Below are 16374 nucleotides of genomic sequence, written 5' to 3'. Positions count from 1 at the left end.
TCTAGTCCCCAGTCCCCAGTCCCCAGTCCCCATTCCCCAGTCTATTGATTACTAATAACGCAAAAAGTGCATGATTCATCCAACTAACTCCGACAAAACCCAACTAGATGCGCTCATTAGTCATGGAATGTCCTATCGACAAACCAACAATAACCTGTCTGAATTTTACAAAGAACAGCGACAAAGCTTTTTGCTGAAACATCTGTAATTGCAGGCGCAGATTATATTAATAGCTGGGTTGACTTTTATTACTTTTTTTCTTTGGGTAAATTCACAATTAGAAGGCAAAATATATGCTTTTAAAATTGTCTATGACGGGCTACGCCTACGCATTTTCTAGCTGATTTTGGGAATAATCTTTTAGCTAGCTGCATAAAAGGAGAAGCGACATTGAGAGGAACACGTTCCCTTCTAGCGCCTTATGTTGTGGCACTATTGGCTGTTGGTAGCGTATTGCTATTAACACTATTGCTACAGCCACTACTTAAACCAAGTATTTTTCTGCTATTTTTTGCTGCTGTGGCGGTTAGTGCCTGGTATGGCGGTATGGAAGCAGGGTTACTGGCTACTGCTTTGTCTACTTTAGCCGTCAGCTACTTTTTCTTAGAACCAGTGTTTTCGCTCTTGGTTGTAAGTCTTGACAACATACTGCGCTTATGCTTGTTTGTGCTGGTGACAACAATTATTAACTTGCTGAACTCAGAATTACGCACTGCCAAACAACATCTTCAAACGAGTTTGCAGAAACTACAGGTGAGCGAAGCCAGATTTAAAAGGTTGGTAGAGTCCAACATTATTGGGGTAATTGTAGCCAATATGGACGGGGCGATTGCAGAAGCTAATGATGCTTTTTTACGAATGGTAGGTTATTCTCAGGAGGATTTGCTAGCAGGACGAGTCAGATGGCACGACATGATCCCACCAGAATATATTGAAACTAACAACAGTGCAATCGCAGAACTCAAAACTAAAGGCGTGTGTCAGCCTTTTGAAAACGAATACATCCGCAAAGATAAGAGCCGCGTTCCTATTCTGTTAGGTTCTGCTTTATTAGAAAATAACCAAAATCATATTATTTCTTTTGTGATTGATATAAGCAAACGCAAACAAGCAGAACTTGCCCTTTCTAAAAGCGAAGAACGCTACCGCACTTTTTTAGAGCAGAGTTCAGAAGGTATTTGGTGCATCGAACTGGAAGTACCAATTTCGCTAGATTGTCCAGAAGATGAACAAATTCAACATTTTTACCAATATGTTTACTTGGCAGAATGCAATAATGTTATGGCACAGATGTATGGCTGTTCTCGTGCCGAAGAAATTATCGGTGTCAGATTAGGAGACTTTCTTGTTGCCTCCGATCCACATAATATTGCATACCTGCGTAACTTTATCCGTTCTAACTACCGACTAATTGATGCCGAGTCTCATGAAATAGATAAGCAAGGTAATTCTAAATATTTTTTGAATAATCTAGTGGGAATTGTCGAAAATGGGTTTTTAGTGAGAGCGTGGGGAACTCAACGCGACATCACAGAACGCAAACGAGCCGAAGCAGCACTCCGTCAACGAGAAGATGAACTGCGCCTAATTACCAATGCTGTGCCCGTCAAAATTTCTTATGTTGATAGCGAGCAGCGTTATCGCTTTAATAATAAAGAATATGAAGACTGGTATGAGCTTCCTGCTTCCGAAATTTCTGGTAAACATATTAGAGAAATTTTGGGAGAGTCAGTTTATCAGTCTATTCTTCCTTATGTAGAAGCAGTACTTTCAGGAGAGCAAGTAACTTACGAAACCCAATTACCCGATAAAGATGGCACAAACCGTTACGTGAATGTCACTTACATTCCCCAGTTCAGTCAGGAGGGGAAAGTTGCAGGATTTGTTGCCCTTGTCACAGATATTACACTTCACAAGTTAGCAGAAGCAGCTCTCAAACAAAGCGAGAAACGGTTAAAGATGCTGACTGAAAAAGTCCGCGTGATTCCTTGGGAGGTAAATGCTAATACTGGGAATTTTACCTACGTAGGGCCGCAAACTGTTGAGATTCTAGGCTATCCATTGTCAGACTGGTACACCGATAATTTCTGGGAAAAAAATATGCATTCAGAAGATCGGCAGTGGGCTATTCAGTATTGCCAAGAATCTTCTTTATCACTAAATAATTACGAATTTGAATACAGAATGTTAGCTGCTGATGGCAGAGTTGTCTGGCTATATGACATTGTAAATGTAGTGCGGGATGAAAATGGCCCACAGTTACTGCATGGATTCATGATTGATATTAGCGATCGCAAGCAAGCAGAGCAAGAACGCGAAGAACTGCTCAAACGCGAACAAGCAGCACGCGCCGATGCCGAAACTGCAAACCGGATGAAGGATGAGTTTCTCGCCACACTCTCTCACGAACTCCGTACACCCCTCAATGCTATACTGGGCTGGACACAGCTACTTATAACTCGCAACTTCGATCGAGCTACTACTGGCCGGGCACTAGAGACAATTGAACGGAATACTAGATCCCTGACACAACTAATTGAAGATGTTCTCGATGTATCACGAATTATTAGAGGCACACTCCATTTAAAGAGGGAGCAGGTTGAACTTGTATCGCTTGTAGAGGCGGCAATTGATACTGTGTATCCAGCAGCCCAGGCTAAAGAGATTAGCATCAAATGTAAATTCGACCCGAAAGTGGAGATAGTTGTGGGCGATGCCAACCGCTTGCAACAGGTTGTGTGGAATTTGCTCTCCAACGCCGTCAAGTTTACACCCAAGGGCGGCAGGGTTGATGTGCAATTAGAGTGTATTGAATCTTACGTGCAAATTCGGGTGAGTGATACGGGAGCGGGAATTGCTGCCGAATTCCTACCCCATGTATTTGAACGCTTTCGTCAAGCTGACAGTTCCAGCACGCGATCGCATGGCGGACTAGGATTAGGGTTAGCGATCGTCCGTCACTTGGTAGAATTACACGGTGGTACAGTGTTAGCCGAAAGTCCAGGAATTGGACAGGGGGCGACATTCGTTGTCAGTCTGTCAATGAAGGCTATTTAGGATGGAGGCAGGAGGCAGAAGTTCTTTTATTTTGAATTTTGAATTTTGAATTTTGAATTTTGAATTGATTTCTCCCCTGCCTTCCTTCGGTAATGTCAATTTAAATCATTCTCAAGTGTTAGTGTTTCCCAATCTAAATCTGATGCTATTTGAGCAAGTTTATCTAAATCAGTCAGGTTATCTAGATAGGGTAAGCAGCCTAAAACTGGCGTGTTAGTGAGTGATTGAATCAATTGAGATGGTGTCCAGTCGGCTATTTCTGCATCCGTTCGTCTTTGTACGCAGTTCAAAACAATGCCTTTGAGATTGACGCGCGATTGTCTAGCTAATGCTACATTCGCCACTGCTTGAGCGATCGCACCCAATCTCACTGGTACTACCAATACTGTTGGTAAACGCCATTCCCCCGCTAAATCAGCTACTGTTAATTCCTCAGTTACTGGCGAACCTAACCCTCCCAAGGCTTCTACAAGTACAAAATCACGCTGCGATCGCAATTTAGACAAAGCTTGCCACACAAGTGCTAAATCTACTTGGCGATTTTCCTTTGCTGCTGCTATGGGAGGGGCCAGAGGTGCTTGAAAATATAAAGGTGTAATTTCTTCAGTAGATTGTTCTAGCACGAATAGCTTTTGATACCACTCGCGATCGCCAATCCCCGATTGAATCGGTTTCATAATTCCCCAGTGACGCTGCGGGTAATATTTTTGCCAATAAGCTGCTAACGCTGTTGTTAAAACAGTTTTACCAGCTTCCGTATCAGTTCCAGTAATCAGTAGTGTGTTTAACATTAATTTCTTTGGCCAGAAAATGGTTGTGTTCCATCAGTCGGCGGCAAAGTCGGCGCTTCAGTAATGGTCGGAATTGGCAAGGGTGTTTCTGTGGGAATTGGCAAAGGTGTTTCTGTGGGAATTGGCAAAGGTGTTTCTGTAGGAAGTGGCAAGGGTGTTTCTGTAGGAAGTGGCAAAGGTGTCTCTGTGGGAATTGGTTTGACTGATTTTTCTAATGCAACATTGAGATTGTAATTGCTTTCGGCAACACCTGAAAGCAGAGTTAACTCAATAGTATATCTACCAGTAACCAACAATGTGCCTTGATAAAATGTGACTTGTTGGGCAGTATTCTCAATTGGTTGTCCATTGGGACTTAAGACTGTTAGCAAAATGCTGCTGCCTGGGTCAATAGACGTATTTAATTTAGTACCTTCTCGGCCAAAAAAGCTGTATTGGATGATTTGATTTGCTTTGAGAGTACCTTCAACCGCGATCGGGTTAGATGTTGTAAGCTTGAGGCGCTTAGTAGATATAACAGGTGGCTCGTTAGTAGGTGTAAATGTGAGTGTGGGTGTTGGTGTCGGTGTTAGTGTCGGTGTCGGTGTGAATGTAGTACCACTAGAAATTACTGGTGAAGGAAAATTTTGTGGAAGCCTCTCATCTGATGTTTTTGACTGACTGCGGATGGAACTGACTAATGCCCAAGAACCAAATCCTGCTACGATCGTGACACCAATGGCAATTGCGGCGATCGCTAACGGATTATCCAAAATTGAGTTAGTGGGACTTGGTGGAATCACAGGATCGGTTTTCTTGGGCGAAGCTGCTGGTGCTACTAAGTCAGGACGGCGACTAACTGCCATTGTCTGCAAGTTAGACACATTCACATTCGGAGGACTGACTTCGTGTAAAGGTTGTAGTGCTTGAGATACACTAGTAGCACTTTGATAGCGATCGCTCGGTATATGATTCAACATTCGATTCAACACTATAGCAAATCGCGGGTTCACTTTTACCCACCGCTGCCAATTCCAAGTTAGTTGGTTTTGATCGAATAGATCCTTTGGTTCTTTACCAGTCAGCAAAACAATCGCGCTTACCGCTAATGCATACAAATCACTACTAGGATAAGCTCCCCCTGTTTGCATTTGTTCGCTGGGAGAGTAGCCTAATTTTCCCACGGTGGTTTCTGGCAGGGGATTATTTGGTGATTGTAAACGCGTTGCCAGTTCTTTCACTACCCCAAAGTCAATTAACACAGGTTTCGCATCACTATCTCGCAAAATAATGTTTTCTGGCGAGATATCCCGGTGAATAATTCCTCGACTGTGAATATGCTCTAAAACAGGCAACAACAACTCTATCAGCTGCAATACTTCAGCCTCTGTGAAAGTTTTACCCACAGCTTGACGTTCAGCCAGCAGAGTGCGGTACGTCTGACCTGCAACGTAATCCTCCACCAAAAATAAGCGTTGGTCTTGCTCAAATCTTTCCCGAAATTTCGGCACTTGTGGGTGTTCGATTTGATATAAAATGGCAGCTTCTCGGTGAAAAAGCTCTTGTGCCCTCTCCCAATCCAAAGCCGACCTTGCTGTTGAATTCAATTCTTTGATCGCGCAAAGTTCGTTAAAGCGCCTCTGGTCTTCTGCCAGATAGGTTCTACCAAATCCTCCTTGTCCGAGAATTTGAATTATGCGGTAACGGTTTTGCAAGACAGTGCCAACTGTAATCGGTGGTTGCATGATCGGTTGATTGAGTGTAGTAGCAACTGAGGAGGAAGTCACCCACAAAGATTAAGTCCAAGAGGCGACGGACAGTTACCTGCGGCAATATTCTACTATACTCAACAAGTAGACTCTACCAGAGCAAAGTTGTTTCCTACTGCATAACTCCTCAATTCAATTTCTCTGCCTGAGAAAACGATAAATTTTGAAATATTCAAAATTAACTTGAGAATCGAAGTTATACAAATCACTCATCTCTTTCTCAATCAATCCTGTGGAAAAATAAAAAATTGCAATCGGCTAACTGTGCTTGTGTAAGCCAAGCTTCTGCACAATAAAATAGGTAGCGAGCATCTTTATAAAGAATAGTGTTATAGCGTTTCCTAGTCTGCTGAGGTACAAAGCTCTGCGTACCTCTGCGCTTTACTTTGCGTCCCTTTGCGTTTCAAAATATTATCTATACCTCACGTAACTGGTAATCGCTATATCTCACTCAATAATGATTTATTTAGCACTACAAATCTTGATTTTGTCAATTCTTATTTGAGCTAGATGGCGTTTCTCTTCCATCCCAGATTTGGGCTACTGCATCAAAAAATTTTAAAATTTTTCATCTGCAAAGTTCTCAAAATTATGCCATTGGGCTATTTACCGAATTTATTCCCTCCGCGATCGCCCCAACATCCAAAATCACGATTCGTTTGAATCACAGGGCAGAGGCAGTTCTCGCTGCACCCAAGTAGAGCGATCGCAATCACTCAAAAATCAAGCATACCCAAAAGTACTATTTTTATCTCAGTAATAATACGGTCACTAACTAGTTCAGATGTGATTCGTAGCTTCTACTTGACAGGATGTTCGCAGACAAATTCAATATCAATGATATTCAACAATTTTTTTATATTCAACTAAATTTTTTAAGTAAAAATACTTACAATAAGTTACTTAAATGAAATTACTTGTGTTAAGTAAGATTAAGTATCAAAAAAACATCTTTATTTAATCTTTATCTAAAAACTTGCTAGTGCGTGGATAAATTTTGTCCACTGCCAGCTTTTTTTAGGCTTTATAATAACTGTCACTTTTGTCAATGCGTAGGCTATAGAGTAATAAGCTACTCTTTGACTACTTAGTTACAAGTGCTATACTGTGTGAGAACAAACTTTTTAATATCAACTAAAGTTGTCAATGCTTTACTGTCAGCTATCAATGAGGTAATTAGAAGAACTTAGCACACCAATAATGTTTAAGCAATTAGGCTTATTTACCTCAACCAAAAAATTGAACTATAGACCTAGTGCATCGACTTGATGTCAGTTAAGCTATGAATAGCTTGTTTGCCAAGAAGACTAGATAAGTAGCGAATAATAATTTCATGGAAAAATGTTTAAATTTTGTATGGAAGCTTCAATAAAACTTACAGATGTTTTTTTAGGCTATTTCTTGGTTAAATCTATTAAATCTCTAATGATAATATTACTATGAATGCACATAGAGGATCTGCTGTGCTCAGTTCTGCAACTTTCAAAGTGCAACCATCTGCAACAGGACTGAACGATAATCATCGCCTGCGGCTGTTTTCTGGCTCTGCCAATTTACAACTGTCTCAAGAAGTCGCTCGTTATCTGGGCATGGACTTGGGGCCAATGATTCGCAAAAGATTTGCGGATGGAGAACTTTACGTTCAAATCCAAGAATCGATTCGAGGTTGTGATGTTTATTTAATCCAGCCATGTTGTCAACCCGTCAACGATCATTTGATGGAATTATTGATTATGGTTGACGCCTGTCGTCGAGCTTCTGCGCGACAGGTAACGGCAGTAATTCCCTACTATGGTTATGCTCGTGCCGATCGCAAAACGGCAGGACGAGAGTCAATAACCGCTAAACTGGTTGCTAACTTGATCGTGGAAGCAGGTGCCAACCGCGTTCTAGCAATGGATTTACACTCGGCTCAAATTCAAGGCTATTTCGATATCCCCTTTGACCATGTTTACGGTTCGCCAGTATTGCTGGATTATCTAGCAAGCAAAGAACTGCCCGATCTTGTGGTTGTTTCCCCCGATGTTGGCGGTGTAGCACGAGCTAGGGCATTTGCCAAAAAACTGGATGATGCGCCACTGGCAATTATTGACAAACGTCGTCAGGCACATAATGTTGCTGAAGTGTTAAATATCATTGGCGATGTTAAAGGCAAAACGGCAGTGTTAGTAGATGACATGATCGACACTGGGGGAACGATCGCAGAAGGAGCGCGATTACTGCGTGAAGAAGGAGCGCGTCAGGTATACGCCTGTGCAACTCATGCGGTATTCTCTCCACCAGCGATGGAGCGGTTGTCTAGTGGCTTGTTTGAGGAAGTCATTGTCACCAATACTATTCCCATACCAGAAAACAATCGTTTTCCACAACTTGTGGTGTTGTCAGTAGCTAATCTGTTGGGAGAAACTATCTGGCGAATTCATGAAGATACTTCAGTTAGTAGTATGTTTCGCTAAGATTGCCATTAGTGTTATAAGCATAAATTACCCACACTGTACCCGTTTGGGGGGTCAGTGTGGGCTTTTAGTTATTACGCTCCTGTTTCAGTCCAAAGGAGCTTTTTCATGTGTGGAGTAAAATAAATCCAGCAGTGTCAAATTAGAATACTTTGATTCAGTTTGAACAATTTGGGTAAAGAGGACAAAGGAATGGTTACAACTCCTAAAAAAGTCATTTCAGTTTTACCTTTGGAAAATGGCGATCGCTTATCTCGCTACGAATTTGAGCGGCGCTATCAGGCAATGCCACATTTAAGAAAAGCTGAACTGGTTGAGGGAGTTGTGTATATCATGGCATCGCCACTGAGAATTAAAAGTCATGGCGAACCACATGGAGACTTGATCGGGTGGTTATGGAACTATAAAACTGCAACCCCTGGCGTTGTTTTGGGAATTGAACCCACAGTGCGTTTAGATGCGGATAATGAACCACAGCCTGACGCGGTACTATTTATTCCGGGCAGACAGGCATTGATTAGTGAGGATGATTATATCCAAGGCGCACCCGAACTGGTAATAGAAGTGGCAGCAAGCAGTGCAGCCATCGATTTACATGATAAAAAACGCACCTATCGGCGGAATGGAGTACAGGAGTATATTGTCTGGCGAACATTAGATAATCAGTTGGATTGGTTTAGGCTGCAAGCGGACGAGTATGTTTCGCTACCAACCGATGAGCAGGGAATTATTCGCTCTCAGGTGTTTCCGGGGTTGTGGTTGGCCGTATCTGCCTTGCTCTCAGGAGAAATGGCAACGGTGTTATCTGTCCTGCAAGCAGGTTTAGCTGCCACTGAACATCAAGAATTTATGCAAAAGTTGAATGAGAATATGGGAAATAGGAAATAGATATAGCAGAGTTATTGCTGTATCTACTGCGAAAATTTGCAAGCAACGGCTTGACAATAATCTCACCGATACAGCCAAACCCGGAGTAGTGAAAGCAGTTGCTCGGTATCTACAGGTTTGGTGATGTAGTCAGAGGCTCCAGCTTCGATGCACTTTTCTTTGTCACCTGGCATAGCTTTGGCAGTTAAAGCAATGATTGGTAGTGAGCGAAACTGTTGTTGTTTGCGGATGGCGCGGGTGGTTTCGTAACCATCCATTTCTGGCATCATGATATCCATCAAAACTATATTAACCTCAGGATTAGCTTGCAGCCTCTCTATGCCATCTCTGCCGTTTTCGGCAAATAGCACTTGCATTTGATAGCTTTCTAAAAAGCTGGTCAGGGCAAAAATATTTCTGAGGTCATCATCTACAATCAAAATTTTCCGATTAGCCAGCACCGGGTCAGTTTGATGTAGTTGCTCTAACATCTGCCGCTTTGGTTTGGGCAAATTTGCTTGCACCCGATGCAAAAATAAGGCAGTTTCGTCTAACAACCGCTCTGGCGATCGCACATTTTTAATAATAATTGTCTCTGCTAGCCCCCGCAGCTGGGTTTCTTCTTGTCGGCTGAGTTCTTTACCGGTGTAAACAATTATCGGCAGTTTCAAAAGCTTGGGTTCAAGTTTTATCTGCTCAATTAAGGCAAACCCGCTCATATCGGGCAGACCGAGATCCAATACCATACAATCAAAGTGATGCGATCGCAAAATCGCGAGAGCTTCTGCCCCCGTACCGACTGCTGTACTCTGGACATCGCCGTTACCAATCAGTTCGATAATACTTTGGGCTTGTACGGGGTCATCTTCTACAATTAGGAGGTTTTTTACCTGACGCTCAATAAAGCCTTTAATCTCAGTCAATACCTGAGTTAGCGCTTCTGGAGACACGGGTTTTTGGAGATAAGTAATTGCTCCTAGCTGTAATCCCCGTTGTTGTCTTTCATCAACAGAAAGTATGTGTACTGGTATATGCCTGGTATCTGGTTTATGCTTCAAACGATCCAGCACCGTCCAACCATCCATCTCTGGCATGTGGATATCTAGCATAATCGCATTAGGTTTAAACTGTTCTGCCAGTGCTAGACCTTGTTTGCTTTGTAAAGCAACAATAGTTTTAAAACCCTGCTGACGTGCCATATCTAGTAAGATGCGGGCGAATTTATCGTCATCTTCGATAATTAGCAAAATGCGATCGCCCGGTTGAATTATTTCTCGGTCATCTGGAATCTCGTGGAGTAAGCTGGGAAGTACTTTCACTGATGGAGAGATGTCCACAGTTGTGGGTCTGTTTTCCACCATTGGCAGTTCTTTTATGGTCGATGCTGTACGGCTTGGGGTGGTTGGCTCAAGGGGTGATGTGGTGATATTTTGACTATTCTTTTCCTGTTGTTTGGGCAAGTAAAGGGTGAAGGTGCTTCCCTGTCCTGGCTGGCTGAGTAGTTCAATTCTCCCTCCCAACAGTTGAGCTAATTCCCGGCTAATGGACAAGCCTAAGCCAGTTCCGCCGTACTTGCGGCTAGTTGTGCCATCTGCTTGCTGAAATGCCTCGAAAATAATCTTCTGCTTTTCGGCTGGAATGCCTATGCCGGTGTCGCTGACGGCAAAAGCGATCGTGGAATTATCAACTTGGAATATTTGTAACTTTACACCTCCCTGTTCTGTAAATTTAAAGGCGTTAGCGAGGAGATTTTTCAGGACTTGTTGCAGACGTTTGGAGTCGTTATAAATTGTTGGGGGTAACTTCTCATCCCGTTCAATAGTAAAACTGATTTCTTTATTATGGGCAACTTGCCGGAAAGTCTGCTCTAGAGATGTTTCCAAATCTGCAAGAGCAATTTGCTCAATATCGAGCGACATAGTACCGGACTCAATTTTTGCCAAATCTAGAATGTCATTGATCAATTCCAGCAAGTCAGTTCCAGCCGAGTAAATAGTCCGACTGTACTCTACCTGTTTGTCGGTCAAGTTGTTAAGAGAGTTATCTGCCAGTAGCCTTGCTAAAATTAATAGGCTATTTAACGGTGTCCGCAATTCGTGAGACATATTCGCCAGAAATTCTGACTTATATTTGGAAGACAGAGCCAGTTGTGCAGCTTTTTCTTCCAAAGACTTCCTCGCTCGCTCGACTTCCTGGTTCTTGCGGCCCACTTCCCGATTTTGAACTTCTAACAATTCTGCTTTTTCTTCTAGCTCCTCATTTAGTTGTTGCAATTCTTCGTTAGATTGCTTGACAAGGAATTGTGATTCTTCTAACTCGTGCGCCTGTTCTTCCAAGCGTTGATTGCTTTGCTGTAGTTCTTCTTGCTGGGTTTGCAGTTCCTCTGTTAAAGCAACAGACTCTTCAAGTAGTTGCTGTGTTTGCAATTGTGAAGCGATGTTATTTAAAAATACACCCAGATTTTCACTCAATTGTTCTAAAAATGTTAGGTGCAACTGGTTAAAAGGCCCAAAAGAGGCAAGTTCAATTACAGCATTTACCTGTTCCTCAAATAGTATGGGCAAGACAATAATATTTAACGGTGGTGCTTCTCCCAAACCGGAACTGATCCGGATATAATCACTGGGAACTTCTGTGAGGAGGATTCTTTGTTTTTCTAGGGCGCATTGTCCCACCAATCCCTCACCTAAACGAAACTGATTTGCTAGGTTTTTTCGCTCTTTATAAGCATAACCACTCAGCAACTTCAGCACAGGCTGGTCGTTTATGGAGTCCATCAGATAAAAAACGCCCTGTGATGCCCCAACTAGTGGTGCTAAATTCGACAATATCAGACTAGACACGCTTTCCAGATTTCGCTGCCCTTGGAGCATCTGAGTAAATTCAGCTAAGTTAGATTTGAGCCAGTTTTGCTCCTCATTTTTTTGAGTTGTGTTTCGCAGATTAACGATCATCTGGTTGAAGGTGCGCGTCAACACACCAATTTCATCTTGGCGATCGCTATCTGGTAAACTTACCGATAAATCCCCATCCGCCATTTTTTCTGCCAAATCAGAAACTCGCTTCAGCGGTACTGAGATATGTCTGGTCAAGGCGAATCCAATCAAAGCTAAGAGCAAAGAAAATAAGGGAATACTATAGAAAATGCTGGCGAGCGTTTGCTGACCAGCTGCTTGTGCTTTCTCAGAACGCTGTTTTAGCAGTCCATTCTCTTCATTTTTCATCGCCTGGATAACTTTCTGGATATTATCCATCAGTTGTTTACCCTGGTCTGTCAGAACAGCTTTTTGAGAAGCTTCTAAGCCCTGGCTTTGCCGTAGCTCTATGACATCTTTCATTACAGCCATTCTCTCGGTTAGTAGTGGCTGTAAAATATCAAGCCGATTTTGTTGGTTGGGGTTATCTGCCGTTAACCTTTGAAGTTCTTTAACTTTTTGATTCAGTACTTGAATAGCAGCGTTATAAGGTTCTAAATAGCGCTGTTCTCCAGTAATAATGTAACCGCGTTGGCCTGTCTCAGCATTTGTCAGTTGCAAGTTGAGGTCTTCTAGCTGACTTAACACCTGGTAAGTATGGCTTTCTTGGCGCGAAGTTTGAATAAGCTCATTGGTGCTTTGGTAGGAGATGAAACCAATGGTGGTCAGAGTTGCCAAACTCAAGGCAAAACTCACTCCAATCTTGGGTCCAATCTTCAAACGGTTTAACATTACTCCAGGCACGTATTCAAATTATTTCTGTTTTTGAGACTATTTTGATTATGTTTTGGCTGTGCAAAATCAATGGGGGATATTTAGTTTATCTAGGATATACCTAATTTTTTGCACCCCAACTATTATCATTTGTATCCTAACTTTTTACAAATGTAAGGCACTTAAATAAGTATATAACTAAATACTAATATTTTTATCTAAGATTTTGACAAGAAGCCATTCAATAGTATAACTTCTTTCCAAAGAAGCAATTACTTGATTATATTTTGAATTTAATATTGCCGGGTATAGGTAAAAATTTTTGCTTAGATTCTAAATTTAACATTAGCTAAAAAATGATATCTTTAAATTTATATTGTAATGGTTCAATAACTTTGAAATTAATCAAAAGACTGGATAGTAAAATTAAACAGCCTAATCGGTAAAATTCAATTAATTAAAACGTAATTTATCTAGACACTAGATATAGTGTATTTCGCAATTGGATATGACATCTATGCCATTATACATCAATCTACACAAACCATAACCTTAGCGATCGCCAGCAGCATCCATTCCACAACAAAGTCAAGGTTTCAATAGAAGTATATAATTTATAGTACAAAAGCATTTTTAGGAACATGCACGCACAATCATGGCGTGTCGAAAAATCTGTTGATATCAACTTAATATTTAACTAGAAGTTATTAATCACCTGGCGATCGCTTCTAGCTGCCTCAAGCTCGGATTGACTATAAATACTAAAATGTTGAACTTTGTTACTCTCTAAAATAGCTCTTGCACCTGCTACATAGATATCAGTGCCTTTTAGTACTAATATGTAATGGCCAAGAGTCAGATGATGCTCATAATATTTAGTTAGCTCATCAGAAATTCCTAAAGTAGTATATTTATCTTGGGAACTGCTGATATTCACCCCAGAGATATCACCCAGATTGCTTGTATTTTTAACAACTATTGATATTTGACTCATGGGGAATTCAGCGGTTTTTAATTCAGTAACCGCTGCTTGTGCATCTTGATATCGATAAAAAATACCGAGTGCATATTTGTAGCGATTATTTGGGGTCAAGTATGGCTCAAAGACTCCCCATTGTTGAATATCGCGGCGATTAAAAATCCTCTTGGCAAGACGAAGTTCTATGTCTATACCGGTTACTATCACCAAATAGTAACCTTTACAGACAAGATCGCTATAACCCTGTGCTTGTTTTTCAGTAATTCCTAAACTTAGGAACAAACTGGATAAACCACCTGCTAAAGTGGTAGCGATCGCTGTTACTTCCGCTCCGGCTAAGATGACTGGGCCTATACCAGGAATTACCAAGAGGACTAGATCGACTGATAAATCAGCAATATTTCCTAAATAATCACTAGCAACAGCTCCAGCAGCATCTTTTAAGGATGTATTGCCAGTGTTTTCGATGATTCTAACACCAGCAATATCACTTTCTTCTGTATTCCGTGCAATAACAGAAACTTTGTCCATTGGAAAATTAGAAGCTTTTAGTTCCTGAAGTACCAATTGTGCATCGGAATACCCAGCGAAAACTCCTATAGTTCTTCGCTCTTTCTCTAATGTCATTTTATCGGTTTATTGCAGTTAGAAGTGATTCCCAAGATTGTTACCTCAATTTGAGGTAATTACACAGCGCGACGAGTCAGTAAACCCCAAAGGAAAATTAGTATCATTGCACCAATAACAGCAAATAAAATACTTCCTAGAGATAAAGCTCCGGCAGATGCAGCTGCTGCCGAACCACTTCCTAGTAATACTTGACCCAAATAACCACCGAATACGGCTCCAAGGATTCCTAATATAATTGTAGAGATAATACCGCCACCTTGGGTTCCAGGATAAAATAACTTAGCTAACGCACCTGCGATTAAACCCAAAACCAACCAAGCAATAATGTTAGTCATCGAATTTCTCCTTCACTAAAAATCTGCTTTATTTGCATTTGACTATTTCATATTAAAGTTTGCTTCTAAAATTTCCGATCTATCTAAAGAACTAATATCATAAATCTTTAGATATCATTTGAATATTCGCCAAGTCATCTTTGAGGATGAATATACAAATTAGTCACATTCTGTACATTCAACTATTTATATAGTAATCCTATTTGACATCATACAAGATGTAGATAAGGAAGCTAACCGCATTCTATATGAGACACTAGTGTAGCTTGCTTCCCTGTATGGGTAAGCATAGGACTTCTTACAGAAGTGGGTTAAAGGGTAACGGTATGGAATTTTACTTTCCCTTTAACATGCACCCCAACCGGAAAGCAAAAGTTACTTTTCAAGAATCTGTAGTATTTCGTAGAGAAGGACAGAAAAGGAAGAAAAAATAAATAAATATAGACATTTAACATCTAGATTTTTAATTTTCAAAAAAGCGATATCAGCCGTTCAAGGTTCAGGACTGGAGACTATAGAAAGAGCTAGTTGATATAGTTGGCGACGGGGAAGGGAAGTAAATTTTGCTAACTGACGGCTAGCTTGCGATCGCGATATTCCTTGACTAATTAACTGTTTCAATTCGGCTATCAATTCTGCTTCTGTCAGTTGGGGCTGACTGGCTGGAATTCCGGCTACAACTAATGTATATTCACCTTGGGGTTCTCGTTGAGTGTAGTAAGCGATCGCTTCGGCAATTGTCCCCCGCCAAAATTCCTCATACAATTTAGTTAACTCCCGTCCTAGCACAATTTGGCGATCGCTTCCCCAAACAAGAGCTAAGTCTTGCAAAGTATCTCGCAAACGGTGCGGCGATTCATAGAAAATCAAAGTGCGAGATTCTGTTTGCAGAGATTCTAAATGTTCTTGTCTCTGTTGGGTTTTCGCTGGGAGAAAGCCTTCAAAGACAAACCGATCTGTTGGTAATCCAGCTGCACTCAAAGCGGTAATTGCTGCACTAGCGCCAGGAATGGGAACTACAGGAATTCCCGCTTCAATACAAGCTTTCACCAGTTCATATCCAGGATCGGAAATACCTGGCATCCCCGCATCACTCACCAGAGCGATCGCTTTATTATTAACTAAATGCTCTAATAATTCTGGAATACGGCTGGTACGATTGTGTTCGTGGTAACTCACTTGGGGTGTTTTAACTTGAAAATGCTGTAGTAGTTTCCCCGTATGACGCGTGTCTTCCGCAGCAATGATATCCACAGTTTGCAAAATTCGTACTGCCCGAAAGGTAATATCTTCCAGGTTGCCAATTGGTGTGCCGACAACGTAAAGTGTTCCTGGTTTTGGATCGGTTTGCATGAGCAAAAGTTAGGAGTTAAGAGTTAGGGGTTAGGAGTTAAGAGTTAAGAAGTCAAAATAATAATTTACGTCTAATACGAATTGAGTATTGGTAACACTCCATACTCAAATTTTGTTTTTTGACCCGATGAGAGTTTCTAATATCATGTCCGCCAAATTACCCATAATAAAAGAACCCCACCCCCAACCCCTCCCCGCCTGCGGGGAGGGGAGACAAAGCACAGCTTTGGCGGGGTGGGGTTCTTCGGGTTTAATAAGCAATCAAGCGGACATGATATAATTCATCAATTTCAGTGATTTTGGGTATTTCTGGTCTTTGAAGACGCGATAAATCGCGTCTCTACAACTGGCTTTTGGGCTTATATTGCGTCCTATCTTATTTCAATAATCTTAGTCCACTGAGGGTAACTAATACGGGAGCATCCCATTTTTGCAAAAACATTAGATAGCAAGTTGACCATTGAGGTAG

The 16374-nt window shown here is 41.4% G+C and carries 10 protein-coding genes; 4 read left to right on the top strand and 6 right to left on the bottom strand.

All coding sequences use genetic code 11. From position 1 onward, the window contains the following. The first annotated feature begins 70 nt into the window (after positions 1 to 70). Together RMX89_RS17740 and RMX89_RS17735 are read left to right on the top strand one after the other, a co-directional pair. Positions 71 to 208: a hypothetical protein gene (locus tag RMX89_RS17740; RefSeq protein WP_322689841.1), complete on the top strand. Its 138-nt coding sequence runs from the start codon at positions 71 to 73 to the stop codon at positions 206 to 208. A 182-nt stretch (positions 209 to 390) separates the two neighbouring features. Further along, positions 391 to 3057, top strand: a complete 2667-nt coding sequence (locus RMX89_RS17735) for a PAS domain S-box protein (RefSeq protein WP_322689840.1) — start codon at positions 391 to 393, stop codon at positions 3055 to 3057. A 95-nt stretch (positions 3058 to 3152) separates the two neighbouring features. Here RMX89_RS17735 and bioD read toward each other — a convergent pair whose 3' ends face one another. Next, positions 3153 to 3848 carry a dethiobiotin synthase gene (bioD, locus tag RMX89_RS17730; RefSeq protein ID WP_322689839.1) on the bottom strand — a complete coding sequence of 232 codons (696 nt, stop codon included), beginning with the start codon at positions 3846 to 3848 and terminating at the stop codon, positions 3153 to 3155. Next, positions 3848 to 5572, bottom strand: coding sequence for a protein kinase domain-containing protein (locus RMX89_RS17725; protein ID WP_322689838.1), 1725 nt, complete (start codon positions 5570 to 5572; stop codon positions 3848 to 3850). The genes bioD and RMX89_RS17725 overlap by 1 nt, the downstream gene beginning before the upstream one ends. A gap of 1463 nt (positions 5573 to 7035) precedes the next feature. Here RMX89_RS17725 and RMX89_RS17720 point away from each other — a divergent pair. Together RMX89_RS17720 and RMX89_RS17715 are read left to right on the top strand one after the other, a co-directional pair. Beyond that, a complete protein-coding gene (locus RMX89_RS17720; protein WP_322673646.1) occupies positions 7036 to 8052 on the top strand; it encodes a ribose-phosphate pyrophosphokinase in 1017 nt (338 codons plus the stop codon). Between the two features lie 192 nt (positions 8053 to 8244). Continuing rightward, positions 8245 to 8940, top strand: coding sequence for a Uma2 family endonuclease (locus RMX89_RS17715; protein ID WP_322689837.1), 696 nt, complete (start codon positions 8245 to 8247; stop codon positions 8938 to 8940). A gap of 62 nt (positions 8941 to 9002) precedes the next feature. Here RMX89_RS17715 and RMX89_RS17710 read toward each other — a convergent pair whose 3' ends face one another. From RMX89_RS17710 to rsmI, 4 genes are all read right to left on the bottom strand, one after another. Continuing rightward, positions 9003 to 12626, bottom strand: a complete 3624-nt coding sequence (locus RMX89_RS17710; RefSeq protein ID WP_322689836.1) for a response regulator — start codon at positions 12624 to 12626, stop codon at positions 9003 to 9005. A 679-nt stretch (positions 12627 to 13305) separates the two neighbouring features. Beyond that, positions 13306 to 14214 (bottom strand): hypothetical protein, encoded by a 909-nt coding sequence (locus tag RMX89_RS17705; RefSeq protein ID WP_322689835.1) that lies wholly within the window; start codon positions 14212 to 14214, stop codon positions 13306 to 13308. 59 nt (positions 14215 to 14273) lie between these two features. After that, positions 14274 to 14552: a GlsB/YeaQ/YmgE family stress response membrane protein gene (locus RMX89_RS17700; protein WP_322673642.1), complete on the bottom strand. Its 279-nt coding sequence runs from the start codon at positions 14550 to 14552 to the stop codon at positions 14274 to 14276. A 492-nt stretch (positions 14553 to 15044) separates the two neighbouring features. Further along, the gene (rsmI, locus tag RMX89_RS17695) at positions 15045 to 15905 is read right to left on the bottom strand and encodes a 16S rRNA (cytidine(1402)-2'-O)-methyltransferase (protein ID WP_322673641.1); all 861 of its coding nucleotides are present in this window, start codon (positions 15903 to 15905) and stop codon (positions 15045 to 15047) included. Between the last annotated feature and the right edge of the window lie 469 nt (positions 15906 to 16374).

Source organism: Nostoc sp. DedSLP04 (genome assembly GCF_034530775.1).
In the GTDB taxonomy this organism is placed as follows: Bacteria; Cyanobacteriota; Cyanobacteriia; order Cyanobacteriales; family Nostocaceae; genus Nostoc.
Note: the sequence above shows the minus strand (reverse complement) of the source record. Positions and strands in the feature narration are given on the sequence as shown.

Excerpts from the sequence above, each read along its gene's own strand:
- RMX89_RS17740 (WP_322689841.1), top strand. The coding sequence starts at position 71 with ATGATTCATCCAACTAACTCCGACAAAACCCAACTAGATGCGCTCATT.
- bioD (WP_322689839.1), bottom strand. The coding sequence starts at position 3,848 with ATGTTAAACACACTACTGATTACTGGAACTGATACGGAAGCTGGTAAA.
- RMX89_RS17725 (WP_322689838.1), bottom strand. The coding sequence starts at position 5,572 with ATGCAACCACCGATTACAGTTGGCACTGTCTTGCAAAACCGTTACCGC.
- RMX89_RS17720 (WP_322673646.1), top strand. The coding sequence starts at position 7,036 with ATGAATGCACATAGAGGATCTGCTGTGCTCAGTTCTGCAACTTTCAAA.
- RMX89_RS17715 (WP_322689837.1), top strand. The coding sequence starts at position 8,245 with ATGGTTACAACTCCTAAAAAAGTCATTTCAGTTTTACCTTTGGAAAAT.
- RMX89_RS17710 (WP_322689836.1), bottom strand. The coding sequence starts at position 12,626 with ATGTTAAACCGTTTGAAGATTGGACCCAAGATTGGAGTGAGTTTTGCC.
- RMX89_RS17705 (WP_322689835.1), bottom strand. The coding sequence starts at position 14,214 with ATGACATTAGAGAAAGAGCGAAGAACTATAGGAGTTTTCGCTGGGTAT.
- RMX89_RS17700 (WP_322673642.1), bottom strand. The coding sequence starts at position 14,552 with ATGACTAACATTATTGCTTGGTTGGTTTTGGGTTTAATCGCAGGTGCG.
- rsmI (WP_322673641.1), bottom strand. The coding sequence starts at position 15,905 with ATGCAAACCGATCCAAAACCAGGAACACTTTACGTTGTCGGCACACCA.